Below are 23617 nucleotides of genomic sequence, written 5' to 3'. Positions count from 1 at the left end.
CAATGGTGACTTTCGGTAAGAAAATTATTTGCAGGACTTAGTCTCCGCATGGGCTTCTCTGGCTCGTTGCCTGCCCTTGGAAATCATGGGCCAAGGCGCGTCCTGCGAGTTCTGTCCGCCACGGCTCACGTATGCAACTGGTTTCCGGCAAGTGCGGGTGTCCAATTGCTCACAGACTGACACCGCGCACCAGTTGGTTTCTGCCAGTGATCCTGCGAGTGTTCTTGGGCGCGAGGGCCGCTGGCGGTATGTCTCAACCCGGGGGCGGTGCGCAAACCACGATAGGCTTCTACGTGTGAGCCACAATGAACTTCGCGTGCGTCCGATATCCAGCACCGAGCACTCCGCGTTCCTTGCAACCGCGCAAGATGTCAGCTTCCTTCAGCGTCCCGAATGGGCGCAGGTCAAGGGGGGATGGCGGGGCGAATCGCTCGGTTGGTTCGAAAGTGACACCCTCGTTGGAGTCGCCCTGGTCCTGCACCGCCATGCGCCGGTGATCAAAAAGACCCTCGCCTACATACCCGACGGCCCGGTCATTGATTTCACAACCTATGACCCGCAGGGTGTGCTTTCTATTCTCGCTAGCTATCTGAAAAACCGCGGCGCCTTCCAGCTGCGCCTCGGCCCAGGGCTGGCGATGCGCACCTGGGGTGCGGCGGCTGTGCGAAAAGCATTTGGCAAGGAAGAGCTTGCTTCATTAGCGGACCTGGAAACCGTGTCGGTCAATGAAGAAGCCCATAAGCTCAACGAGGCGCTCGGCGACTTGGGGTTCACCAAGCAGGACGTCGGAATGGACTTCGCCGCGGGGCAGCCGGAGTACGTGGCCCGGGTTGCGCTACAAGATGCCGAGGGAAACCAGCTGGATACCGAGCAGGTCATGGCTTCCTACTCCTCATCCACTCGCAACGAAACGCGTAAGTCGCTCAAGAGCGAGCTCAAGGTTGAAATCGGCGAGACCCAGGACATGGCACGCTTCCATGCACTGTATAACCACACGGCCGAACGCCAAGAGTTCACCGGTCGCCCGCTGAGCTATTTCGAAAAGATGCACACGGTACTTAATGCTGCGGTACCCGGCTCCTGCACCCTCTACATCGCTAGCCACGAGGGCGTCGACCTGGCTTCGGCTATTGTGCTGCGCTCAAGCAACCTTGCGTGGTATCTCTACGGCGCCTCGTCTTCCGAACAGCGCAAGCTCTTCGCGCCCAAGGCTCTGATGCATCACATGATTTCGGATTCCACCGAGGCTGGATGCAGGTACCTGGACCAGGGCGGGGTGAGCGCCACCTTGGATAGCGCACACCATCTGGCAGGGCTGACCAAGTTCAAGACCAACACCGGCTGCGATATCGTGCAAACCAATGGCGAATGGGATCTGGCGCTCAACAAACCACTTGCTTGGGCATTTGAGAAGTACATGAACTGGCGACAGAAGTAGGAACCAAAAACCTTATGGTAATCGAGAATTCTCAGCCTTTCGTTCCCGTTATTCTTGGCGGAGATATCGGCACCTACACCCTCGCCCGCGAATTCTATGAGGCATACCAGGTGCGCTCGGTCGTTGTGCCTGCCTCAGGCAACGGGGTAATCGAGCACTCGGTGGCCATCGAACTGCATCCCATCGGGTCCATGGTTGACCAGGGGCGGGTAGTTGAAGAACTCATCTCCCTGGCCCAAGAGCTTAACGCCGAAGTGGATCGACCGCTGATGCTCTTCGGTTCCCTCGATTTCCATATCATGCTGATCGCCGAGCACCGTGCGGTGTTGAGTGAATATTTTGTCATCCCTTACCCGGAACTGGGAACCATCGAAGGCGCCGCGCTGAAGGAGAACTTCTACGCGCTCGCCGACCGGCTGGGAATTGCGCACCCGCGCACCGCCGTTTACCGGGCCGGAGAAGACCTGCAGGAATTGGCGCAGTCGCTGACCTTCCCGCTGATCGGCAAGCCCTCGAGCTCGGGGGACTGGATCGCCGCCAAGTTCGAAGGCAAGCAGAAAATCCACACCCTGCGGAGCATCGCCGAACTTGAGGACCTGCTCACTCGTATCGACGCGAGCGGCTACACCTCGGGGTATATCCTGCAGGAATACATTCCCGGTTCGGATGACGCGATGCGTCTGTGCACTTATTTCGCCACTCAGGACAAGAAGGTCATCTTCGCCGGATACGGCGAGGTGGTGGTCGAAGAGCACGCGCCGCTGGTGCTCGGTAATTCCGCAGCCATCGTCACCGGGCAGCATGACCAGATGTCCCAAGATGGTGCGCGCCTGCTCGAAGAACTCGGCTGGCAGGGGATCGCGATGATCGATGCCAAATACGACCACCGCGATGGATCCATCAAATTCTTTGAAATCAATCCTCGTCTGGGACGCAATCATTATTACCTGACCGCGGCCGGAGTTAATCCTGCGCGTTTTTACGTCACCGAGTTCCTTGGCGTCGAGTTTGATCGCTCAGACCCGCACACCGATGCGGTCCTCGATACCGGGATCGGAATCTTGCAGCTAAGCCGCCAGCATCTGTTCACCGTGCTCCCGCACCATTTGCTGCGCCGCTTCTTGGATAGCGAAACCGGGCAGAAGGCTGCCGCATTGCTGAAGTCCGGGAAGGTTTCCAACCCGCTGAAATTCAAGGCAGAGAAGCATCCTCGCCGGAAGTTCTACCTGGTGCTCAATGCGGTCAACCACTACCGCAAGTACAAGAAATTCCCGCCGCGTAGCCTGTAGGCATCTGCATCCGGCAGTTTTCAGCCAAGGCCCTGAGCCTAGGCTGAGCTCTTTAACGCCTTCTCGCGTTTGCGTGCATAAGCACGAGCGGCGCGGACTCGGTCCCCGCAGCGGGTCGAGCACCACTGCCGCCGCCCATGGGTTCTCAGCAAGAACCGCTGGCAGGGCTCGGCCTCGCATTGTGCCAGTAACGCTGACTCTTCCGAAGCTAGAAGCGTCGCGGCATCTTCGGTGATCACCGACATCGCATATTCCACCAGGCGCGTGACCGGGTGCTCCGTCGAGCGGTAGAACCCGTTGTCGGGGGAGTAGCGCAGCAGCGGAATATGCGGGGCCGCGGTTAGCGCCTTGTTTAACCGCTCCAGTATCTGCGGATCGAAAGGCTGTTGCGCTGCGCTCATGGAGAAGGCTTCACGCAGGTCTGCGCGCAATCCGCTGAGCCTGTTCTGGCAGTAGGACTGCAATGCGGCATCTTCGTCAACCAGCTCGCGCCTCTTGAGCCAGGCGGTCGTTTCCTCTGGGGAATCCAGCTCGTCGACAATCTTCCCGCCGGGTAGGTGGAGCACGCTGTTGACCAGGTCGAGGCTCAGGTGCTTTTGTGTGCCGGGGGCTGGGGGTAGCAATGCTTCGGACATGCATCTCATGGTATCAGTAGATATTTATCGTGAGGTCGTGTTATCTTGATATCACGTTATAAATAGATTTTATCCGTGATAAAGAGGTTTTACTTGTACCCCGCACCAATGTTCGGATCCGCACCCTTTGCGCTCAACGCCCATACCGGTGGCAGCGTTGGAGTGGGACGCACCGCCCAAGAAGGCTTTAATGCGCTGATCAAGCTCGCACGAAAAGCAGACGAACTGGGATACCACCGCTTCTGGATGTCTGAGCACCACGCGATGCCGGGTCTGGCGGTGTCCTCACCTCCGCTGGTGCTCTCGCGCCTGACCGCAGAAACCGAGCGAATCCGGCTGGGCGCCGGCGGCGTGATGCTCCCGAACCACGCACCGCTGGTCATCGCTGAGCAATTCGGAACGCTGGACGCGCTGGCCCCCGGGCGCATCGATCTCGGGCTCGGCAGGGCGCCGGGCACCGATCATGCAACGGCCACCGCGCTGCGCCGGGGCGAAGGAGCGAATGACAACTTCGCCCAGCAGGTTGCCGAGCTGGTGGGATTCATGAATGACGATTTCCCCGAGGGGCATCCCTACAGCACCGTCCATGCGGTCCCCGGCCCGTGGCAGGCCAAGGAAAACCGGGTCCAGCACCCGCAGCTAGCTACCGAGCTTTGGATGCTCGGCTCCTCGCCGTACTCCGCTCAACTGGCGGCAAAGCTCGGCCGCCCCTATGCCTTCGCCCTGCAATTCGGGGATGCCGACATCGACACCGCGCTGCGCATCTACCGGGACAATTTCGAACCCTCCGCGGTGCTCGACGCTCCTTACTCCATGGTCAGCGTCACCGCGGTTGCCGACGAAGACCCGAACGAGGCCAAGCGCCAGGCCTCCAGCATGGCCATGGCGATGCTGCGCATGTTCAAGCGCGAATCCTTCACGCTGTTCTCCCCCGAAGAGGTCGCGGCCTTCGACGGAACGCTCAACGAACGGTCCATCATCGAGATGTACACCGACCGTGCCTTCACCGGCACCGCAGCCACCGTGGCAGGGCGCCTCGAACGACTCCAAGAACAAACCGGAGTTGACGAGATCATGCTGGTCATTGGGGCCTACTCGGCAGAGGCGGAGATCAACACCCTGGAGCTGCTGGCCAAGCACTACGGGGCGTAGCCCGCCTGCATCCGATTCATTCGCTATACCCGACAGAAAACAGGAGAAGAATATGAACACCCCACGCCGTGCCCTGATTGTCATCGACGTCCAGCAGGAATACTTCGAAGGCCTGCTGCAGATCCAGTACCCGCCACGCGAACAGTCCCTGGCTCGCACCGCCCAGGCGATCGACGCCGCGCAGAGCGCCGGAATTCCGGTATATATCGTGCAGCACCAGCTTCCGTCCGAAGCGCCGGTGTTCGCAGATGGTTCGGCAACCTTCAAATTGAACCCTGAAATCGAACGGCGTGCAGACAAGGCCGCGAAGGTCTTCACCAAGGCCTACGCCAGTGTTTTTGCCGGCACCGAGCTCGAAAGCTGGCTGCGCGAAAATGAGATAGACACGATCGCGGTGACCGGATACATGACGAACAACTGCGTCATCGGTTCCGTGGCCGCCGCCGAACCTCTGGGATTCAAGGTCGAAGTGCTCTCGGACGCAACCGGCGCCATCAACATCGGCAACGAGGCGGGTTCCGCCAGCGCGCAACAGGTGCATGGAACCTTGATGGCATTGCTGCACTCCAACTGGGCTGCGGTGGCAACCACCGAGGCCTGGATCGGCGCGGTCGACGCGGGCGCGGCGCTGGAAGCGAGCAATCTGGTCGTCTCGGCGATGGAAGGCCAGAAGCAGCACCGGCAGTAGCTTGGCCAAAGGGCGGGCGTGAACTTGAGAGTTCACGCCCGCCGTTGCGTAAGAGGTAATCAAGGGCCTGTTACCCGATGTTCGCTGGCTAGGATGAAGCCATGGACTCCAAACACCCAGTGCTGCCCAAGGGCTTCGGCGCGCTGCTGATCATCGCCTTGGTATTCGCGGCGTTGAACCTGCGCCCGGCGGTAACCTCACTTGGTTCGCTACTGGACCCGGTCATTGACGGTCTGGCCATGAATGGCTTCGTCGCCGGGCTCATCACCGGCGTGCCGCCCCTTTGCTTCGCGTTGCTCGGGCCGCTGGCCCCCAAGCTGGCCGGAAAACGCGGCCCAGAAGTGGTAGTTATCGCCGCAATGCTGGCAATTCTTCTTGGCCTGGCCTTGCGCTCGGTGGCCCCCAATACCTGGGTGTTCTTCATCTTTACCGCGGTGGCGCTGGCCGGCATCGCGGTCGGCAATATCCTGATGCCGGTGCTCGTCAAACGCTGGTTCCCCGCAAAAATAGGAATAGTCACCGGCGCCTACACCACCGCGGTGGCCCTCGGCGCCTCGGTCGTCGCAACCGTCGCGGTGCCCGTAAACGAGGCAGTGGGCGGCGCCTGGCGACGAGGACTAGGGATTTGGGCGATACTTGCGCTGATTGCGGTATTCATCTGGGTCGTAGTCTTTTTCGGGTTGCGCAATCAGATCGCGCAGCGCCAGCTGCCTTCCTCGAACCTATCCGTCGCCGCCCTGGAGATCGGGCCGATGAGCCGCAACGCCACCGCGTGGTGGGTGGCACTCTTTTTTGGCGCCCAATCAACTGTCGCCTATATCCTCATGGGGTGGGCGCCGAAGATCTTCACCGACTTCGGCGTGAACCCAGCGTATTCCGGTGCATTGCTCGGGGTGATCCTCGGCGTCGGGGTGCCGCTGTCCTTCATCATGCCGGCACTCGCTGCACGGTTTTCGCACCAGGGGCCTCTGGTGATTATCAATGGCATAGCCGGGATACTGGCGGTGATCGGCATATTCATCGCGCCGGTGCAGGGAGCCTTTATTTGGGCGGCGCTTTTAGGCATCTGCGGTTCGAGCTTCCCACTAGCGCTGACCATGATCGGGCTCAAGGCGCATACCGCGGCCGGGGTGAGCAGGCTTTCCACCTTCGGGCAATCGGTGGGCTACCTGATCGCAATTCCCGGGCCCTTCCTCGTCGGAGCCCTCCACGAGGTGACCAATTCCTGGACCACGCCGCTATTGCTGATCGCTGCGGTGATCATTTTCCAGACCTTCACCGGCATCATGGCGGGCCGGCCTCGTTTTGTCGAAGACAACGGCGCCCCAATTCGCATCGACGCCTAGCCCGCCAAGAGCATTCCGGATCGGATGACCTGCAATCAGCTACTCGGATCCCGAGGTTTGGGCGGGAGAGACATAGACTGAAGCAGTGGAAGAAAACGGCAGCCTGCGCATCAGTAAGAGTCTCTGGGCAGCGGCCATATTTCTGGCCGTCATGCTTCTCTGCCTCGTCGGCGATCCCGCAAGGTGGGGAGAATCCCTTGGCCCTGCACTCGTAGTCGCTGCCGGAATTCTTGCCGTCGGGTTCGCCGTCCTTTCCGTACTGCAAGACCGTTTTCCGCGTGCGATCATGCTCATCGCAGCTCTGGGGATCTGTGCCTGGCTAACGCTTGAACTGCCGCATATTGCACTAGTTATCCCCCTGCTTTATTTTCTCGCGGGGGCAACTCGTGCCGGACACCGCACCTTCGCGTTGCTTAGCGCGGCGGGCATCCTGCTCTTCGGCATGGCGCTACAGTTGATCCAGCGACAAGCACCGGCAGAAATCTTCGATTATGAGCTGCTGGCCTTCGCCGCGCTGGCGCTGCTGGCCGTTGCCTTCGGAGAACTGCGGGCAAACCGCAAGATCCTGCGCGAGCATATGGAACAGCTTGAGCACGTGGCCCGCCGGGCGTCGAACGCGGAAACAGCACAGCAGCAGTTGACCAAACGCGCACGGGTGACCTATCAGCTTCATGACGAGATTGCCCACAACCTTGCGGTGGCTTCGTTGCATACTAATGCTGCCCTCGACTCCGAGCTGACCGATACCAGCACGGCTCTGCGCCTGATTCATGTGCGCCAAGCGGTGACCGGGGCGTTAACGGCCCTGCGCCGTACCTTCGATGCCTTGGGGCATCAAGAACCTCCCGAGGAATTATCTGCCACCCTCGAAGATGTCGAACGGATTGCCGCCTCGCTGCGCGATGCCGGAATTGAGGTGAACATCCATAGTTCGGGGCTTGGGCAAACCGAGAATTTCCCGCAGCTAGCCATGCGGATTATCCGTGAGGCCGCCACAAACGCGGTTAAGCATGCGGATCCGAGCGAAATAGTCATTTGGATCCGCGAGAACGATGACGAAAACGGGACTCCGCACTGGACCGTGTCGGTGCGCAACAACGGTGTTCCTAGGCCTAATCCGCAGGCCCGTCCCGGGCAGGGCCTGACCCGGTTGCGTACGGCAACCGAAGAGGACGGCGGAACCATAGAGTGGGGACGGCTGGGCTCGAACTACCTGCTGTCGGCAACCGTGCGCAAAGAAAATGACAAGAAATCATAGCTTCGCAGGCCCTGATTCGTAAGCCTGGTGTGCAGTAGGGCCCCGTCACCCGCCATGTGCTTGGAGCACCTGGATCTTCCCTAGTGAGGCCCTAAGCAAAGTAGCTATAGCCGGGTTCGAAAACCGGGCGTAGAGTGAAGGCACCAAACAATGCGGCACTTGCGACAGCGCGGGGCTCGCACACACTATGGGAGGTCGAGATGGGCGATTTTCGGGCATACACCATGGAGGAACGGGCCACGTATTTGGCACCGTCTTGCGAGCGCTGCGGACAGCACCGGCATGTGGTGTGGGAAAAGGTCGAGGAAACCGAAACATATCTTCCACGCGATGCCGGATGCTCCAATGAGGCCTGCACCGCGTAGCGGATGATCATCCGAGGCGATGCGGGGCCTTTCCGCAGTGCCATTCTTGTCGCGCCGGTGCCAGGGCATCTCGTTGCGGTGCCAGGCCGGAGTATTTTCCGGCCCCGGGCATCTAGCGCAATCATCCCCGGACCACCGGTGCGGGGGCCTTCGGGCGGCTCGGTCCGCTACCCCGCCAGCGCCGCTCGGCACGTGCGCCCCACCAGGTTGCAAAGAGCAGCACCGCGGCACCAGCGTATCCGAGGGTGCCGATGCGCTCCCCCGCGAGAAGCACCCCGACGAGCAGCGCCCATCCGGGTTCCGTGCCGAGCAGCATGCCCGCCCGTGATGCCGAGGTGTGCTTCGTCGCCCACAGCTGCCCGAGAAACGCGAAGATGGTGCAGCCGAGGCAGAGATAGCCAATGGTGAGCCAATTCGCGGCACCGAAGTCGGGAATGTGATCCAGCAGCGAACTTCCGCCCCACGCGGCAAAGATGGCCGCGCCAAATACGATCTCCATCGTGGTCAAGCCCAGCACGTCGGCGTTCTTGCCGACGGTGAACCGCGCCTCGGCCACACCGAGCAGGGCCCGCGTTGCCGCCGCGGCGAGCATCAGCCCATCGCCGATGTTGAGCTCGGAAAAACTTTGCCCGCCCACGAGCAGCATGATCCCGATCAGGGCGAGCAGGATGCTTGCGACCAGCGAGGGGGAGAGCCGTCTTTTGGTGAGTGCGGATTCGAGGATCGGGGTGAGCAGGATGGACAGAGCGATGATGAGTCCCGCGTTTGTGGCGCTGGTGAGCGTGACCCCGATCGTCTCCAGAGCGATGGTCGCCGCGCGCAGCGTGCCCAGCGCCATGCCGGGAAGGGCCGAATCCCGGAGCCTGAATTGGGGACGGGACAGATGCACGCACAACAGGATCGCGGCCGAGGGGAGGAACCGGGCGCACATCACCGCAGCTGCCGAGGAGGCCGCCGCCAGGTCTTGGGTTGCCAGATAGCTTCCGCCCCACATGATTGCGACGATCAGGAGTACCAGGTCGGGAAGGGCGCGGCGAAGGCGGGGAAAAGCGGAGGTCATGCTTTTACAGTAGAGAGGCATTCCATGCAGAACAACGGGCAGTATCTTCACTATCGCGTAAGCTGAGCTTCATGGAAGTGCATCATCTTCGAACTCTTCGGGAACTCAGGGACCGGGGGTCGGTCACCGCCGTGGCGCAGGCGCTGCATCTGTCCCCGTCCGCCGTATCCCAACAGCTCGCTTCGCTGCAGCGGGGCGTTCAACTGCCGCTGACCGAGCAACGCGGCCGCGTGCTGGTGCTCACTCCCGCGGGCGAGCGGTTGGCGGATGCCGGCGGCGAGGTGCTCGAATCCCTGGCTCGCGCGGAGAACTCGGTGGCGGAGTATCTCTTGGCGCGCCGCGAGCCGGTTTCAGTCACCGCCTTCCACAGCGCCGGCCTGGCCTGGTTTCCGTCGCTGATCGCCAGCAGCCTGGCCGACCCCGATGGGCCGGCGGTGCGCTGCCGTGACGAGGATGTGTCGATCAACGGTTTCATCGATTTGGTCGGCGACCACGATGTGGTGATCGCCCACCGCCCGCTGGCCTCGGATCCCTGGCCGGGCCAGCGGGTGCATGTCACTCCCGTGCTGCAGGAGCCGATCGACGTGGCGATCCACCGGGAGCATCCGCTGGCGAAACAGCAGACGGTGAGCCTGCCCGATCTGGTGGGGGAGACCTGGGTCGCGGCCCATGAAGGCTTCGCGCTGGAGCCGCTCCTGGTCCAGGCGATGTTTGCCAGCGCGGGCACGCCGATCCAGATCACGCACCGGGTGAATGAGTTCAATCTGGTGGCGGCCATTATCGCCGAGACGCGCATGGTGGGACTGCTGCCTCGGTACACCGGCTTGATCCCATACTTCCGCGAGCACGTGGTGCTGCGCCCGATCCAGTCACTCGCCCTGGGCCGGCATATCGACGTGCTGACGAGGCCAGAAGCGCAATCCCGGGTGAGCACACGCAGCGTGATCGAGCGCATTGTCAAAATTGCAGAGGAGACCCGCCGCCATGCCGAGGGCAGCTAGAGAACTACGCCGACCCCGTGCGGAGCCGGGAAAACACGCTCAACGCACCGCGGAATTCAGCCGCGCAGTTTAGCGCTGGGTGCCGCGTCGCATAGAGTTAAAGCTGCGGTTAACGAAGGGACGCACCATGGCCAAGAAACGCTCAATTTGGGCCCGTATTTTCGGGATCGGCAAAGCCAACGCCAATGCGGCACTCGACGCGCTCGAAGATCCACAGAAGATGCTGGACCAGCAGGTCCGCGACTACACCAACAACATTGCCCAAGCCGAATCGGCGGTAGCCCAGACCATCGGCAATCTGCGCATGGCCGAGGACGACCAGGCCAAGGCGATGGAAGAGGTCAAGTCCTGGGGCAAGAAGGCGCTCGCGGCGTCGAATAAGGCCGAGGAGTTCTCCACTGCCGGGGACTCCACCAATGCGCAGAAGTTCAATCAGCTAGCCACCGTCGCGATTCAGCGCCAGATGGCGGCGGAGAAGAAGGTCAAGGACCTCGCTCCGCGCATCGCCTCCCAGCGCGAGGTGGTGGCCAAGCTCAAGGACGGGCTGAACACCATGGGCGCCAAGCGCGTCGAACTTGTCGCCAAGCGTGATGAGCTCGTCGCTCGTGCCCGCAATGCGAAGACCCAGGGCCAGATGATGGAGACCCTGAAGGCCTTGGACCTGAATGATCCAACCTCGGAGATCAGCCGCTTCGAGGATAAGATCCGCCAGGACGAAGCCAAGGTCCGCGGAGCTTCCGAACTTGCGGCCTCCTCGCTCGACTCGCAGTTCGCCGCACTAGAAGATTTAGGTGAAGAAACCGAGATCGAGGCCCGCCTTGCGGCGATGAAGGGCGAGCAGAACGTGCTCGATGAATCCCCAGCACCGCAAGCCGTTGAATCCCAGGCCCCGCAGATGTCTGAAATCGAGGCTCGGCTGGAAGCCATGAAGAAGAACCAAGCATAGTAGTGCCAGAGAAATAAAGAGCGAGTCGGAGAACAAATTTGTTCTCCGACTCGCTCTATTTCTACCGCGGATGATTATCGAATTAGTGATCCCCAAGCCGAGTAATACGGGGTGAAGTCAGTCTCTTCGCTACCGCGGTGATCAACGAATGTGTTTGAGTCTCCATGCGAACGGCCGATATAGAAGTGGTAGAAACCGCCATTGATTTGTCGGTCACGTACTATTTCCTTCATCTCTTCACTAGTTAAGATAAAGAAGAGAGCGTTACCCGTTTCGTCTTCTGCCGAGAGTACGAAGGACTCGTAGCGCTCACTATCAACGTCTTCAGGGCGTGGAGTGTGCCACGCAGAAAAATTATCTGAGCTATCGAAGTAATTGCGGCTCGCAGCTAAATAAAAGGCGTGTTCTGTTCCATCTTTTTCAACGATCCGCAATTTGTTGCTTCCCCGATTGCCATGGCCCTTTATTGAGACTTCGAGTCCTGCTTGCTTTAACTTAGCAGCCAAGCTAGTGATCGCAACGGTACGTGTAGTTGGTACCTTTTCGGTTTCGTTGGTATCTTCAACAGGCATCTGGGTAGGAGCACCCGCAAGGTTTTCAAGAGCAACAATACGCTCGGTCAACTTTTGGATGAGATCGTCCTTTTCAGCGTCACGCTTCTGAAGCGTCTCGATGTTAAGTTCTGCCTTTATTGTCCGACCATATGTTTCAGTCAATGTGGTGAGAACTGCTTCGTTTAGATCCATTATGCTTTCCTATCATCAAGATGCGGGACCATGTGAGCCGCTATCTGGTTACTATCTTGGCAGATAGAATCCTATCATTCAACCTCTATCAAGGGATTGAGGTTCTATCTTTTAGTCAACTTGACCTTAAAGTCCTAGTCGTATCAATATTTGAGTAACGGTAAATCTTTTTATGCTGAGATAGGATTCCATCCGAGGCTGATGGAGCAATTTCTGACTAATAGAACGATCAGATTCAAAGTTCTATCTAGATTTCTTGATTGAGTTTTCAGGCCTGCTTTGCACTTCAGGGGGAGAGTATTTACTGTATGACGTTGTCAATTTGGAGCTTCCGCGCGGAATCTAAACGAGTATAGAAGTGCGACAACTGACAACGAGAAGGTCTAACGTATTGGCAGATTGCCATCAAAGAGTGTTGATCTGTGGTTGTTCATTCAACGATATGGCTGTTATTGGCGTCGGGTGCTTCTGAAATCGAGGCTCGGCTGGAAGCCATGAAGAAGAACCAAGCATAGTCTTAAAATGAAAGCTGGCCTCGGGCCGACGCGGAGATCCGCTTCGGCCCGAGGCCAGCTTCGTCTTACCGGAAGATTGCGCCTATTTCGTTGGCGTTGTCGCTTCCGCCCCGGGGCGCAAGACCACGTTCCCGGCCGAGACCTCAACCTGAACCTGGTGCTCCGAGGCGGAGTTGACGCTCAGGCCGTTCTCCACGCCGCCTGCCGAAACATCCTGGAGCACGTTGTATTCGGTATCCGGCAGGGTCAGCTGCAGCATCCCCGCGCTGACTTCTGCCTGGACGCTGCGCGGCGCGCTGCCGGTGAAGGTGCTGTCGATGCGGCCGGCGGAAACATCGAAGTTCGCGCTCTGCACGTCAGCCATGTCGATATCGGTTTTCCCGGCTCCCAGTTCCACACTCAAGCCCTTGGCCGAGCCGGAAGCATCCAGGGTGCCGCCGCTCATCTCCATGACCAGATCGTTGAAGTTGCCATCGACCGAAAATTCTCCGGCGGACATCTTCAGATCCGCATCGAGCGTGCCTTCGTTGAGCGAACTAGGCAGCGTCAGCGTGACTTCGTTTTCATCCCAGTCGCAACCGGTGAAGCACCAGTCGCCCCAGTCGTTGGGCGAACTGACCAGCAAGGTGCCGGCGTCGCGGCGGAGTTTCCATTCGCCGCTGCGTGCGCTGCGCACCTCCAGCGTTGCCTCGGGAACATTGGCGAAGAGCACGGTGAACCTTCCGGCATCCGCGTCTACCTCCAGTGCGGTGACGCCCCCGGCGCCGACGCTCTGCGAGCTGCTGGAGTTGGCGAGGCTGTGTGAAGCACGCCAAGCCGAGGTGGCGATCACCCCGAGGATGACCAGTGCGCCGATGAGGCCCAGCACCAGGGTCAAGGTTTTCTTCGAGCCGGCCGGTTGCGGATTCTGCGGTGCAACCGGCGCGTTGATGGTTGGGGAGTTCATGGGTTTGTCCTGTCGCTGCGAGTGGTGCCCAGAGTTTGAATATGAGCCAGGGCGGCGAGCACACGCCGGTTTCCTGTCCCATCTGCCTCGAGTCCAAGCTTCTGGAAGATCGAGGTAATGTACTTTTCAACGCTTGCCTCCGAAAGGAACAGCAAGGCGGCAATGGCCTGATTCGATTTGCCTTCGGCCAGCGCCGTCAGCACGCTGCGTTCCCTGTCGGTCAACCGTTGCATCCGGTCATCGTGATTGCGTCTGGTCAACAGCTGTGCCACCACCTCTTGGTCGAGTACCGTGCCGCCACCGGCGATCTGCTCCAGCGAAGCAATGAACTCGGTGACATCCGCAACGCGGTCCTTGAGCAGGTAGCCCAGGCTTCCGGACTGCATGGAGATCAGCTCCGAAGCGTAGCGTTCCTCCACGTACTGGGAGAGCACCAGCAACGGAAGTTGCGGGTAGTTCTTGCGTACCTCCAGCGCGGCGCGGATTCCCTCGTCGGTGTAGGTCGGAGGCAGCCGCACATCCAGGATGCAGATCTGCGGGAATGCTGATTCCTCGGCCTGGGCCAGGAAATCCATAAGTCCGCCGGTATCAGGCAGGTCCGCGACCACCTGATGCCCGGAGTGGTCCAGCAGCCTGACCAGGCCCTCGCGCAGGAGCACCGAGTCTTCGCAGATTAGGACGCGCATGGCACGTTCACCTCCACCGCGGTCGGACCGCCTTGCGGGCTGTCAAGGCGCAGCGTGCCGCCGGCAGCCAGGACGCGGTTGTTGATCCCATCCAGTCCGCCGCCGGGCAGGATCTGCGCCCCGCCCACCCCGTTGTCTTCGATGCGCGCGAAGAGCCAGCGCCTGCCGGCCTCCTCGCGTTCGCGCACCGTCACTCGGCAGGTCGCCGCCCGGGAATGCTTGGTCGAGTTGGTCAGCGCCTCGGCAATCGCGAAGTACACCGCCGATTCGCTGTCCCTCGGGTAGCGTCCGGAAAGCTGCACATCGAGTTGCACCGGGATATGGCTGCGTCCGGCTACCGCGGACAGGGCCGCATCCAATCCGCGGTCATCGAGCACCGAGGCGTAGATCCCGCGGGTGAGCTGGCGCAGCTCGGTAATCGCCGACTTGGTCGAGGCATGCGCCTCGGCGATCAGCTCCTTGGCCTGCGCCGGGTCCTTGTCGATCTGCTGATGGGCCAGGCCCAAGGTCATGCCCACCGACACCAGCCGGGGCTGGACCCCGTCGTGCAGGTCGCGTTCGATGCGGGTGCGTTCCACCTCAGCGGCACGCACCGCGCCTTCACGCTGGACCGAACTGGTTCGCACCCGCTCGGTCATTGCGGATTCCCGGGCAATCGCGCCGATGATGGCGCAGGTGACCGCGCGGTGCAAGAAGGCCAGGCCGACTATCACCGCGGCACCCAAGAGGGTGAAGAGGAACAGCCAGGGGGCCTGGGAAGCCGGAACCAGCAGTCCGAAGGGACCAGTTACGGTGTCGGTGGCGCTCAGCGGAGCGAAGCCGACGATTGCGGTATGCACCGTCCACTGCAGCGCGCCGATCATCAGCGAGCCGAAGATGCAGGAGAGCACGAAGCTGCCAAAGGAGGCCCACATGCGTCCGCTGGCGAGGTTCCGGCCCAGGGAGCGAATGTACTCGCCGAACCCTTCGCGGCGTCGTGGACGCCAGGATAAGGTGGCGACGTTCAGGTCATAGAGCCCGGAGACGCGCTGTATTTCGAGCCAAGAGAGCCCGAAGAGCGCGTAGAGCAAGCCGATGAGCACGATGATGCCGAATCCCAGGAGGAATATCAGCGCGGCACCTGCTGCGAGCCAGCCGAGCAAGAGCCAAGAGATGGCGGTGCCGACGCTGCCCAGAACTGCCAGGTGAAGAATCGTCAGTCCGATTCTCAACGGTGGCCGGACGGTGTTCTCGTCCGGGAGAAGCTTTGGTGATGAAGTCATAGCTCAACAGTATGCTGACGTGGCCGCCAGCAACATCGAGAGATCCGGAGAAGAAGGGTAGGGAAAACCCGAATGATTTTCTTGGGCTATCGCCAAAGCACCCGGGGGTGCAGGATGGATGCATGGAAGCAAATGCGCAGAGTCCAGCAGCAGACAAGGCCAACTGGGAAGTGCTGCCGCTGACCGCGGATCGTTTTGCGGATTTCGCCGCGGTGGTCAATCCCGGCGGACGCGAGAAGCATTGCTGGTGCCTTTCGCATCGCCTGGGAGCCAAGGAAATTGAGCTGCTCGGTGCCGGGGACCGGGCAGCGGCAATGCGCGCCCTGAGCGCCGAGCCCATCGCGCCGGGAGTGGTGGCTTACCGGGATTCGGTACCGGTGGGCTGGTGCAGTATTTCCCCGCGGTCGCAGATCCCGCTGCTGGAGCGTTCGAAGCTCATTCGCCCGGTGGATGACCTGAAGGTGTGGAGCATTATCTGCGTTGTGGTCCGCAGCGGCTACCGCCGGCAAGGGGTAAGTACCGAAATGCTAACCGGCGCCCTTCGGTACGCCCAGGCGCTCGGCGCGCCCGCGGTGGAAGCCTACCCGGTGGATCCCGAGGGGCGCATGGACCTCACCATGGCATTTGTGGGGACGCGGAAAATGTTTGAGCGCGTGGGATTCGAGCTGATCGGGAGCACGGATGCGGTGGCCAGCCGGATGCCGCGGCTGATCATGCGAAAAGACCTCACCGCGCACTGAGCCCCACCTGCTAGGCGGGGTTGACCAGCGCCTGCAGGCCGCGCAGGCCCTCTTCATCCAGGCTGTGCTTGAAGTAGGAGGAGATGGCCGTCTTGGCCGCGTTCCCCGCGGTGGCGGGCTCGCCGGCGGCGATGGCGTCGAAGATGGCGCGGTCCAGGGCCACGACCTTCTTCATTTCACGCCGCTCGTTCTCCGAATGGCTCATTTGCTCATTCATGACGTTGAGGATGGCTCCCGATACCGCCTCGCCGCAGATCCGCAGCAACGCGTTGCCACTGGCCTCCCAGACGGCTGCGTGGAAATCCAGGTCGGCGCGGTTGAAGGAATCCGATCCGGTTCCCGCTTCCACCTCCATCCGTTCGATGGCGTCGCGCATCGCGGCCAGCTGTTCGGCGTTGTGCATGACCGCCGCCAATTGGCAGGCCGAGCTTTCCAGCACGATGCGGAACTGGACTAATTCGGAAAGCGACAAGGAGGCAATCCGCGCCATATTGGCAAAGGAGCGTCCGAGATTATCCGGCGAAACCGGCAGAACTATCGGGCCGCTGCGGCTGCCGGGCCGAGAAGCGATAAGCCCCTGGCTTTGCAATACGCGCAGTGCTTCGCGCACCGTTGGCCGGCTCACGGAGAATTGCACCATCAGCTCGCGTTCGCTGGGAAGGTGCTGCCCGGGCTCGATTTCCTTGGAAAGAATCGCCTCTTCGATTTGCTGCACAACTCGCTCGTAGGTCAATGTCGGCACGGCCGGCGTGAAAGTCAGCTTGCTCATGTGGAGCCTTCCTTTGATTGCGAGGATGAGTGCGTTATGGACAAAGCTAGCGCAGCTGCCCCGGCCGCGCGGTCTCCACCAAATATGTCGTTTACTGGTAAGACCAGAAAACTTAGTAGAAATATCAGCATATATGGTGTTGTATGGATCACATCACTCAGTTGTCACTTTGACCCGATGGAGATCTCATGAGCGCGAAAAAGAATTACTGCCGATTGGCAGCGGCCGCAGTGGTTGGTTCCCTCGTCCTGACCGCCTGCTCGGCGGGATCCGGCGGAAATTCTTCGGAAGGCTCGGCGGAAAACACCTCGGTCACGGTGGCGCTGACCGGTGAACCGGTCAACCTCGACTTCACCACCACCGCAGGCGCCGCCATCCCGCAGGCGCTCATGTCCAACGTGTATGAAGGCCTGGTCGAGATCGACCAGGCGGGCAAGATCCAGCCGCTGCTCGCCGAGTCCTGGGAGCTGAGCAACGGCAACAAGACCTACACCTTCAAGCTTCGCGAGGGCGCAACCTTCTCCAACGGCGAGGCCTTCACCGCCGAGGACGTCAAGTTCAGCATCGAACGCGTCCAGTCCGACGCCTGGGTCTCCAGCCTGAAGAAGAAGATGGATATCGTCGACTCGGTGGAGGTCAACAGCGACACCGAGGTCGCCATCACCCTCAAGCAGCCAAGCAATGCCTGGCTGTTCGATATGGGAACCCTGGTCGGCGCCATTTTCGATCCGAGCGGAGTCGATGACCTGGCGGGGACCGCCATCGGCACCGGCCCCTACGAGATCGACGCATGGAATCGCGGCCAGTCCATCGAGTTCGCGACCCGCGAGGACTACTGGGGCGAAGCTCCCACAGTGGAGAACGTCTCGCTGCGCTACTTCGCCGATGCGGTGGCCACTACCAACGCGCTGCAGTCCGGAGACGTGGATGTCGTCTACAACATGCAGTCCCCGGAGCTGCTCTCCAGCTTCGAGTCCGATGGCAAGTACCAGGTCCTCGACGGCACCTCAAACGGTGAAATCGTGCTGTCGATGAACAACAACATGGCCCCCTTCGACGACTTGCGGGTGCGCCAGGCGGTGATGCATGCCATCGACCGGCAGGCCGTGGTGGACACCGCCTGGAACGGCTACGGCACGGTGGTCGGCGGCCCGGTCCCGACCACCGACCCGTACTACGAAGATCTCAACGACGTCTACCCCTACGATCCGGCCAAGGCCGAGTCCCTGCTGGCGGAAGCCGGCGCCCAGGACCTGGATATCACCTTCACCGTCCCGACCCGCCCCTATGCCACGGCGGTCTCCGAAATTGTCGTCTCCCAGCTGGCCGACGTGGGAATCAACGCAAAAATCGAATCGGCGGAATTCCCTGCGGTCTGGCTGGACGAGGTCTTCACCAAGCAGGACTACCAGATGTCCGTGGTGCTGGCCGTGGAAAGCCGGGACGTGCTGGCCATGTTCAACAATCCGGACTACTACCTGGGCTATGACAACTCAAAGATCAAGGACCTCGCTGCCGAGGCGGACGCCGCCGATGAAGCGGGCTACGTGGAGGGCATGAAGCAGGTGGTGCGCACCATCGTCGACGACGCGGCGGCGAATACCCTGTTCATCTTCCCGAACATCGTCGTTGCCAAGGCGGAGGTCACCGGAATTCCGGAGAACTCCGTGACCGAGGCGCTGGATCTGACCAACCTCGGCTGGAAGTAATCCGCAGCACCGCTTCGGCAGAGAGGAACGCACTTGGGCATCCGATTACTGACTAACCTCGTGAGATTTGCTGTCACCTACGTGATTGCAACTATTGCGGTGTTCTTCTTCATGCGCGCAATTCCCGGGGACCCGGCGCAGATCGCCTTGGGCGTGAACGCCACCCCGGAACTACTGGCCAAGACGCGGGCCGAGTTCGGCACCGACCGGCCCCTGATCGTGCAGTACTTCGACTGGGCGCTCGGCCTGCCGGCCGGGAACTTCGGCACCTCCTACGTCACCCGGCAAGATATCAGCCCGCTGATCATCGACCGGGTCCAGGTGAGCCTGATCCTCGTGGTGCTGGCAATGATTGTCGCGCTGCTGATCGCCGTGCCTTTTGGCACCTACGCGGCGGTCAAGCACCGCAACCCCAGCGGCATCCTCATCAGCGGGGTCAGCCAGCTAGGCGTTGCCATTCCCAACTTCCTTGCGGGCATCTTGCTGGTGGTCGTCTTCGCGGTCGGGCTCGGCTGGCTGCCGGCCAACGGCTGGACGCCGCCGGGCGAAGACTTCGGCGATTTCCTGGCCCGTGTGTGCTTGCCGGTGCTGGCGCTGGCCTCGGTGCAGGGCGCGATCCTGACCCGCTACGTCCGCTCGGCGGTGATGGAGGTGATGAGCGAAGACTACCTGCGCACCGCACGGTCCAAGGGGCTGGGCAAGCTTGAATCACTGGTCAAGCATGGCTTGCGCAATGCCTCCATTCCGGTGCTGACGGTGACCAGCGTGCAGCTGGCGGCGCTGATCATCGGCGCCGTGGTGATCGAACGGGTCTTTGTCATCCCCGGCTTGGGATCGATGCTGCTGGACGCGGTAGGCAACCGCGACCTGCTCACGGTCCAGTCGGTGGTGATGGTGCTGGTGGCCATCACGCTGATCATCAACCTGGTGGTGGACGTGCTCTACACGATCCTGGATCCCCGCATTCGAAAGGGAGCGTAATGGCTGCCGAACAAGTACCAGTCGAGAAAACCCGCCGCAAGCTTTCGCTCACGCTCATCGTGGGCGGATCATTGGTGGCAGTTGTGGTGCTCGCCGCCCTCGTCTCATTCTTTTGGACCCCTTACAACCCGGTCCAGGCATTTCCCGCGGACCGCTTGCAAGGTTCCAGCGCCGCGCACCTGATGGGCACCGACCGCTACGGCCGGGACGTGTTCTCCGGGGTGCTCTACGGGGCGCGCATCACCTTGCTGGTCGGTCTGGTGGCCGTTGGCATCGCGCTGGTCATCGGCACGCCCTTGGGAATCCTCGCCGGAATGCGCGGCGGGATCACCGAAGAGGTCACCATGCGTGGCGCGGATATCCTGCTGGCCTTCCCCGCCCTGCTGGTGGCCATCATGTTCGGTGCGGTCTTCGGCGCCAGCACGCTCACCGCGATGCTCGCCATCGGCATCGGCTCGATCCCCGGGTTCGCCCGCGTGGCTCGCAGCGGAACCCTGCAGGTGATGAGCACCGAATACATCATGGCCGCCAAGGCCTCCAGCCAGAGCGGCTGGAGAATTGCCCGGCGCCACGTGATGCCCAATATCGTGGGCATGGTGGTGGTGCAGTGCTCGGTTTCCTTCGCCATCGCGGTGCTTGCCGAGGCGGCCCTGTCATTCCTTGGCTTGGGCACCCCGCCACCGGTTCCCTCCTGGGGGCGCATGCTGCAAGAATCCCAGCAGTTCCTTGGCACCTTCCCGATGTTGGCCGTCTGGCCAGGTGCCGCGATCGCCGTCGCGGTGCTCGGCTTCACCCTGCTCGGCGACGGGCTACGCGACCGCTTTGACCCGAAACTGAACGGAGAGCGCTGATCATGGCGAAGCATGCAGAGGCCGCCACATTGCTGGAGGTCAAAAACCTGTCCATCGGCACCAAGACGCGCACCCTGGTCAGCGACTTCAACCTGAGCATGGCGCCCGGAGACCGGGTGGGCCTGATCGGGGAGTCCGGCTCGGGCAAGTCCATAACCACCTCGGCGCTGATGGGATTGCTCCCCGAAGGGGTCACCGCGCAAGGCTCAATTCAGCTCGCGGGCTATGGAGGAAACCTCGTCGAGGCCAGCGATCGGGAATTGCAGAAGATCCGCGGCAAGGACATGGCCATGGTCTTCCAGGAGCCGTTGACCGCGTTGAATCCGCTGATGAAGGTCGGCCCGCAGGTCGCCGAGATCATGAGCAGCCACAAGACCGTGCCCTCAAAGGCCGCGGCCCGCGCGCGGGCGGTGCAGATGCTGGAATCGGTGAAGCTCCCGGACCCGGAACGTGCGGCACGCTCCTACCCGCATCAGCTCTCCGGCGGCCAGCGGCAACGCGCCATGCTGGCGATGGCGCTGGCCAACAACCCGGGCCTGCTGCTCTGCGACGAACCGACCACCGCCCTGGACGTCACCGTGCAACGCCAGGTGCTCGACCTGATCCTGGAATCGGTGACCGAGCGCGGCACCGGGCTGCTGTTCATAACCCACGACCTGTCGGTGGTGGCCAACGTCTGCGACCGGGTCCTGGTCATGAACAACGGACGGGTGGTGGAGGAAGGAAGCACCGAAGAGGTCTTCAGCAATCCGCAGCACCCGTACACCCGGGGACTTCTTGCCGCCTCCGATCTGGACGCCACCGACGCCCAGGGGCGCCTGTTCACCGTGGCCTCGGCCGCGGCATATGTGCCACCGAGCGTGCGGGAGGAGCCGGCCCCGGCGGAACGGGTCCCAGAAGAGCCGGTGGCGGCCCCTCCGGAGCCGGCCACCGTCGGCGAGGCGGAGCCAGCCGCGCAGGGGGAGCCTTCCGAAAACCCGGTGATCAGTGTCGCGGACCTGCATCGGATCTACCCGGTGAGCCGTTCCACCCTCTTCGGCAAGCCCTCCGAGGTACACGCCCTGCGCGGGGTGTCCTTCGAGGTGGCCGCCGGACAGCGCTTCGGGGTGGTGGGCGAATCGGGTTCGGGCAAGTCGACGCTGCTTCGCATTCTGGCGGGCCTTGACCAGCCTTCCTCCGGCAGCGTGCAGGTCGCGGGAAACCAGGTCTCCGGAGCGAAGGAACGCGATCTGCTGCAATTGCGCCAGCAGCTGCAGATCGTCTTCCAAGACCCCATGGGATCCCTGGACCCGCGGATGCGGGTCCGCGACATCATCGCCGAGCCGCTGCTCGCCCCGGGGCAAAAGGTGGACAGCGCCAAGCTGCGCAAACAGGTGGCCGAAATGCTCGGAGCCGTGGGGCTGCCGGCCGACGCGGCCGAACGCTTCCCGCACCAATTCTCCGGCGGGCAGCGCCAGCGCATTTCGATTGCCCGCGCGCTGATCTGCGAACCGCGGGTGCTCGTGGCCGACGAACCGGTGAGCGCCCTTGACGTCTCGGTTCGGGCGCAGGTGCTGAACCTGCTCTCCGACCTGGTGGATGACTACCAACTCACCTTGGTCTTCGTCTCCCACGATTTGGGGGTGGTGCGTTATATCTGCGACAACGTGGTGGTGATGAACGAGGGGCAGATTGTCGAAAGCGGCACCACCGAACAAATCTATGAGAACCCGCAGCACGAGTACACCCGGACACTGGTGAACTCCTCGATGTCCCTCCAAAACGAACTGGCACTGCGCTAGAAGCACTTGCGCATTTTGAAAGGTCCAGATGTCTCAGCTATCCAAACGCACCACAGCGCTGCACCAGCTCTCCGCCCGCGAGCTCGGCCAGAGGTATGCGGCCAAAGAGCTCTCCCCGGTCGACGTCGCCGAGGCGGTGATCACCCGGATCCAGGAACGCGAACCGGTGCTGAACGCCATGTATCAGTTCGATCCGGAAGACATTCGCCGCCAAGCCCGGATGAGTGAAAAACGCTGGGCAACCGGGCAGCAACGCGGTGCCCTGGATGGGGTGCCAGCCACGGTGAAGGAAAACGTGGCCCGCGCGGGAATTCCCATGCCCTCGGGGACCGCGCTGGCCAATCCGAAGGTTCCCAGCGCCAACGCACCGATCACCGACCGGATTCTCGAAGCCGGATCGGTGATCCTCGGATCCACCACGATGCCGGACTGGGGCATGCTCTCCTCGGGCGTCTCGAGCCTGCACGGCATTTCGCGCAGCGCCTGGAATCCGGCGTGGACCACCGGCGGCTCCAGCGCCGGGGCCGGGTCGGCGGCCGCGGCAGGGTACGGTCCGCTCCATGTGGGAACGGACATTGGCGGTTCGATTCGGCTGCCCGGCGGCTGGCAGGGGCTGGCCACGCTCAAGCCGAGCGCCGGGCTGATTCCGCTGGATGCCCCGTATATCGGACGCGCCGCGGGACCTATGGGGCGCACGGTGGATGACATCGCGGCGTTCATGTCCATTCTCGGCCAGCCAGACATCCGCGATTATTCCGCGCGCCCCTATGCGCCCATGGACTTCGAAAACCCGCGGGACAACGTGCGGGGTTTGAAGGTCGGGCTGCATACCGTGGCCAATGCCGGAGCCGAGGTCGATCCCGAGGTGCTTGCCGCCGTGCAAGCGGTCGCGGAGACCTTCGCGGAAGCCGGGGCCAACGTGCAGCGGCTGGATCCGTTTATCGATCAAGGCATGCTGGACCGGCTCGACAAGTTCTGGCGCACCCGTTCCTGGGCCGACTACCGGGAGCTTTCCGAAGCAGACCAGGCGAAAGTCCTGGACTACATCGTGCGTTGGTGCGCCGGCGGCGCCGGATTTGATGGTGCGGACACCATCCGGAACTTCGGCGCGATCGACCAGATGCAACGGGCCACGATCGCCGCGACCGCAGGCTTCGATCTGGTGATCTCCCCGGTCTCGCCGATGGCCGCCTTCCCCGCCGAGCAGCCGATGCCGGTGGTGGACCCGGATGTGACCATGAGCCACATCGCCTTCACCGTTCCGTACAACATGTCGGGCCAACCTGCTGCCACGGTCAATTGCGGGTTCACCGCCAACGGGCGGCCCATTGGGGTGCAGCTCTCCGCCCGGGTCGGCGCCGATGCCGATCTGCTGCGCGCGGCACGCTGGTATGAGGCGCATCGCCCGGCGCAGGCAACACCGAATTGGCTGGCCCTGGACTAGGCCCACCGG

22 protein-coding genes are annotated in these 23617 nt (G+C 61.9%); 15 read left to right on the top strand and 7 right to left on the bottom strand.

The features are described from left to right. The first annotated feature begins 295 nt into the window (after positions 1–295). Together ACT3UQ_RS11715 and ACT3UQ_RS11710 are read left to right on the top strand one after the other, a co-directional pair. Positions 296–1438 carry a lipid II:glycine glycyltransferase FemX gene (locus ACT3UQ_RS11715; RefSeq protein ID WP_444637157.1) on the top strand — a complete coding sequence of 381 codons (1143 nt, stop codon included), beginning with the start codon at positions 296–298 and terminating at the stop codon, positions 1436–1438. Positions 1439–1452: 14 nt separating this feature from the next. Then, positions 1453–2727, top strand: a complete 1275-nt coding sequence (locus ACT3UQ_RS11710) for a carboxylate--amine ligase (RefSeq protein WP_444637156.1) — start codon at positions 1453–1455, stop codon at positions 2725–2727. A gap of 38 nt (positions 2728–2765) precedes the next feature. Here ACT3UQ_RS11710 and ACT3UQ_RS11705 read toward each other — a convergent pair whose 3' ends face one another. Beyond that, a complete protein-coding gene (locus ACT3UQ_RS11705) occupies positions 2766–3362 on the bottom strand; it encodes a CGNR zinc finger domain-containing protein (RefSeq protein ID WP_105569531.1) in 597 nt (198 codons plus the stop codon). Between the two features lie 93 nt (positions 3363–3455). Here ACT3UQ_RS11705 and ACT3UQ_RS11700 point away from each other — a divergent pair, with 93 nt between their 5' ends. The 5 genes from ACT3UQ_RS11700 to ACT3UQ_RS11680 all read left to right on the top strand — a co-directional run bounded on the left by ACT3UQ_RS11700 (position 3456) and on the right by ACT3UQ_RS11680 (position 8171). Beyond that, the gene (locus ACT3UQ_RS11700; RefSeq protein ID WP_444637155.1) at positions 3456–4514 is read left to right on the top strand and encodes an LLM class flavin-dependent oxidoreductase; all 1059 of its coding nucleotides are present in this window, start codon (positions 3456–3458) and stop codon (positions 4512–4514) included. Between the two features lie 52 nt (positions 4515–4566). Continuing rightward, the gene (locus tag ACT3UQ_RS11695; RefSeq protein ID WP_444637154.1) at positions 4567–5202 is read left to right on the top strand and encodes an isochorismatase family protein; all 636 of its coding nucleotides are present in this window, start codon (positions 4567–4569) and stop codon (positions 5200–5202) included. A gap of 101 nt (positions 5203–5303) precedes the next feature. Continuing rightward, the gene (locus ACT3UQ_RS11690) at positions 5304–6548 is read left to right on the top strand and encodes a CynX/NimT family MFS transporter (protein WP_444637153.1); all 1245 of its coding nucleotides are present in this window, start codon (positions 5304–5306) and stop codon (positions 6546–6548) included. Between the two features lie 85 nt (positions 6549–6633). Next, positions 6634–7806: a hypothetical protein gene (locus ACT3UQ_RS11685; RefSeq protein ID WP_444637152.1), complete on the top strand. Its 1173-nt coding sequence runs from the start codon at positions 6634–6636 to the stop codon at positions 7804–7806. Positions 7807–8006: 200 nt separating this feature from the next. Further along, positions 8007–8171 carry a hypothetical protein gene (locus tag ACT3UQ_RS11680; RefSeq protein WP_181150366.1) on the top strand — a complete coding sequence of 55 codons (165 nt, stop codon included), beginning with the start codon at positions 8007–8009 and terminating at the stop codon, positions 8169–8171. A 121-nt stretch (positions 8172–8292) separates the two neighbouring features. Here the strand turns inward: ACT3UQ_RS11680 and ACT3UQ_RS11675 are convergent, their stop codons facing one another. After that, positions 8293–9231, bottom strand: coding sequence for a DMT family transporter (locus ACT3UQ_RS11675; RefSeq protein WP_181148356.1), 939 nt, complete (start codon positions 9229–9231; stop codon positions 8293–8295). 71 nt (positions 9232–9302) lie between these two features. On the opposite strand from ACT3UQ_RS11675, the gene ACT3UQ_RS11670 reads away from it, so the two are divergent. Beyond that, positions 9303–10232: a LysR family transcriptional regulator gene (locus ACT3UQ_RS11670; RefSeq protein WP_444637151.1), complete on the top strand. Its 930-nt coding sequence runs from the start codon at positions 9303–9305 to the stop codon at positions 10230–10232. Between the two features lie 127 nt (positions 10233–10359). Beyond that, complete coding sequence (locus ACT3UQ_RS11665) at positions 10360–11178, top strand: PspA/IM30 family protein (RefSeq protein WP_105569537.1); 819 nt, start codon at positions 10360–10362, stop codon at positions 11176–11178. 74 nt (positions 11179–11252) lie between these two features. Here ACT3UQ_RS11665 and ACT3UQ_RS11660 read toward each other — a convergent pair whose 3' ends face one another. The 4 genes from ACT3UQ_RS11660 to ACT3UQ_RS11645 all read right to left on the bottom strand — a co-directional run bounded on the left by ACT3UQ_RS11660 (position 11253) and on the right by ACT3UQ_RS11645 (position 15333). Continuing rightward, the gene (locus ACT3UQ_RS11660) at positions 11253–11924 is read right to left on the bottom strand and encodes a hypothetical protein (protein ID WP_105569538.1); all 672 of its coding nucleotides are present in this window, start codon (positions 11922–11924) and stop codon (positions 11253–11255) included. Positions 11925–12521: 597 nt separating this feature from the next. Continuing rightward, positions 12522–13385: a hypothetical protein gene (locus ACT3UQ_RS11655; RefSeq protein WP_444637150.1), complete on the bottom strand. Its 864-nt coding sequence runs from the start codon at positions 13383–13385 to the stop codon at positions 12522–12524. Further along, entirely contained in the window at positions 13382–14071 is a 690-nt protein-coding gene (locus tag ACT3UQ_RS11650) for a response regulator transcription factor (RefSeq protein ID WP_105552719.1), read from the bottom strand. The genes ACT3UQ_RS11655 and ACT3UQ_RS11650 overlap by 4 nt, the downstream gene beginning before the upstream one ends. Beyond that, entirely contained in the window at positions 14059–15333 is a 1275-nt protein-coding gene (locus tag ACT3UQ_RS11645) for a sensor histidine kinase (protein ID WP_105552720.1), read from the bottom strand. Before ACT3UQ_RS11645 ends, ACT3UQ_RS11650 begins: the two co-directional genes overlap by 13 nt. A gap of 122 nt (positions 15334–15455) precedes the next feature. Here ACT3UQ_RS11645 and ACT3UQ_RS11640 point away from each other — a divergent pair, with 122 nt between their 5' ends. Beyond that, on the top strand, positions 15456–16073 hold the full coding sequence (locus tag ACT3UQ_RS11640; protein WP_444637149.1) for a GNAT family N-acetyltransferase: 618 nt from the start codon (positions 15456–15458) through the stop codon (positions 16071–16073). A 10-nt stretch (positions 16074–16083) separates the two neighbouring features. Here ACT3UQ_RS11640 and ACT3UQ_RS11635 read toward each other — a convergent pair whose 3' ends face one another. Then, complete coding sequence (locus ACT3UQ_RS11635) at positions 16084–16842, bottom strand: FadR/GntR family transcriptional regulator (protein ID WP_444637148.1); 759 nt, start codon at positions 16840–16842, stop codon at positions 16084–16086. 188 nt (positions 16843–17030) lie between these two features. On the opposite strand from ACT3UQ_RS11635, the gene ACT3UQ_RS11630 reads away from it, so the two are divergent. The 5 genes from ACT3UQ_RS11630 to ACT3UQ_RS11610 are packed head-to-tail and all read left to right on the top strand — an operon-like array spanning position 17031 to position 23608. Next, positions 17031–18551 carry an ABC transporter substrate-binding protein gene (locus ACT3UQ_RS11630; protein ID WP_444637147.1) on the top strand — a complete coding sequence of 507 codons (1521 nt, stop codon included), beginning with the start codon at positions 17031–17033 and terminating at the stop codon, positions 18549–18551. A gap of 33 nt (positions 18552–18584) precedes the next feature. Next, entirely contained in the window at positions 18585–19532 is a 948-nt protein-coding gene (locus ACT3UQ_RS11625) for an ABC transporter permease (RefSeq protein ID WP_444637146.1), read from the top strand. Continuing rightward, complete coding sequence (locus ACT3UQ_RS11620) at positions 19532–20383, top strand: ABC transporter permease (protein WP_444637145.1); 852 nt, start codon at positions 19532–19534, stop codon at positions 20381–20383. Before ACT3UQ_RS11625 ends, ACT3UQ_RS11620 begins: the two co-directional genes overlap by 1 nt. Before the next feature lie 2 nt (positions 20384–20385). Continuing rightward, entirely contained in the window at positions 20386–22164 is a 1779-nt protein-coding gene (locus ACT3UQ_RS11615) for a dipeptide ABC transporter ATP-binding protein (RefSeq protein WP_105552725.1), read from the top strand. A 28-nt stretch (positions 22165–22192) separates the two neighbouring features. Next, positions 22193–23608: an amidase gene (locus ACT3UQ_RS11610; RefSeq protein ID WP_444637144.1), complete on the top strand. Its 1416-nt coding sequence runs from the start codon at positions 22193–22195 to the stop codon at positions 23606–23608. Positions 23609–23617: the final 9 nt, after the last annotated feature.

Origin of the sequence: Glutamicibacter sp. AOP12-B1-11 (assembly GCF_052379245.1) — a bacterium.
Taxonomy (GTDB): domain Bacteria; phylum Actinomycetota; class Actinomycetes; order Actinomycetales; family Micrococcaceae; genus Glutamicibacter.
The sequence above is the reverse complement of the archived record's forward strand: the minus strand, read 5'-3'. Positions and strand labels throughout refer to the sequence as shown.

Excerpts from the sequence above, each read along its gene's own strand:
- ACT3UQ_RS11610 (WP_444637144.1), top strand. The coding sequence starts at position 22,193 with ATGTCTCAGCTATCCAAACGCACCACAGCGCTGCACCAGCTCTCCGCC.
- ACT3UQ_RS11695 (WP_444637154.1), top strand. The coding sequence starts at position 4,567 with ATGAACACCCCACGCCGTGCCCTGATTGTCATCGACGTCCAGCAGGAA.
- ACT3UQ_RS11630 (WP_444637147.1), top strand. The coding sequence starts at position 17,031 with ATGAGCGCGAAAAAGAATTACTGCCGATTGGCAGCGGCCGCAGTGGTT.
- ACT3UQ_RS11620 (WP_444637145.1), top strand. The coding sequence starts at position 19,532 with ATGGCTGCCGAACAAGTACCAGTCGAGAAAACCCGCCGCAAGCTTTCG.
- ACT3UQ_RS11645 (WP_105552720.1), bottom strand. The coding sequence starts at position 15,333 with ATGACTTCATCACCAAAGCTTCTCCCGGACGAGAACACCGTCCGGCCA.
- ACT3UQ_RS11690 (WP_444637153.1), top strand. The coding sequence starts at position 5,304 with ATGGACTCCAAACACCCAGTGCTGCCCAAGGGCTTCGGCGCGCTGCTG.
- ACT3UQ_RS11655 (WP_444637150.1), bottom strand. The coding sequence starts at position 13,385 with ATGAACTCCCCAACCATCAACGCGCCGGTTGCACCGCAGAATCCGCAA.
- ACT3UQ_RS11680 (WP_181150366.1), top strand. The coding sequence starts at position 8,007 with ATGGGCGATTTTCGGGCATACACCATGGAGGAACGGGCCACGTATTTG.
- ACT3UQ_RS11640 (WP_444637149.1), top strand. The coding sequence starts at position 15,456 with ATGGAAGCAAATGCGCAGAGTCCAGCAGCAGACAAGGCCAACTGGGAA.
- ACT3UQ_RS11635 (WP_444637148.1), bottom strand. The coding sequence starts at position 16,842 with ATGAGCAAGCTGACTTTCACGCCGGCCGTGCCGACATTGACCTACGAG.
- ACT3UQ_RS11675 (WP_181148356.1), bottom strand. The coding sequence starts at position 9,231 with ATGACCTCCGCTTTTCCCCGCCTTCGCCGCGCCCTTCCCGACCTGGTA.
- ACT3UQ_RS11615 (WP_105552725.1), top strand. The coding sequence starts at position 20,386 with ATGGCGAAGCATGCAGAGGCCGCCACATTGCTGGAGGTCAAAAACCTG.
- ACT3UQ_RS11670 (WP_444637151.1), top strand. The coding sequence starts at position 9,303 with ATGGAAGTGCATCATCTTCGAACTCTTCGGGAACTCAGGGACCGGGGG.
- ACT3UQ_RS11650 (WP_105552719.1), bottom strand. The coding sequence starts at position 14,071 with ATGCGCGTCCTAATCTGCGAAGACTCGGTGCTCCTGCGCGAGGGCCTG.
- ACT3UQ_RS11660 (WP_105569538.1), bottom strand. The coding sequence starts at position 11,924 with ATGGATCTAAACGAAGCAGTTCTCACCACATTGACTGAAACATATGGT.
- ACT3UQ_RS11705 (WP_105569531.1), bottom strand. The coding sequence starts at position 3,362 with ATGTCCGAAGCATTGCTACCCCCAGCCCCCGGCACACAAAAGCACCTG.
- ACT3UQ_RS11710 (WP_444637156.1), top strand. The coding sequence starts at position 1,453 with ATGGTAATCGAGAATTCTCAGCCTTTCGTTCCCGTTATTCTTGGCGGA.
- ACT3UQ_RS11665 (WP_105569537.1), top strand. The coding sequence starts at position 10,360 with ATGGCCAAGAAACGCTCAATTTGGGCCCGTATTTTCGGGATCGGCAAA.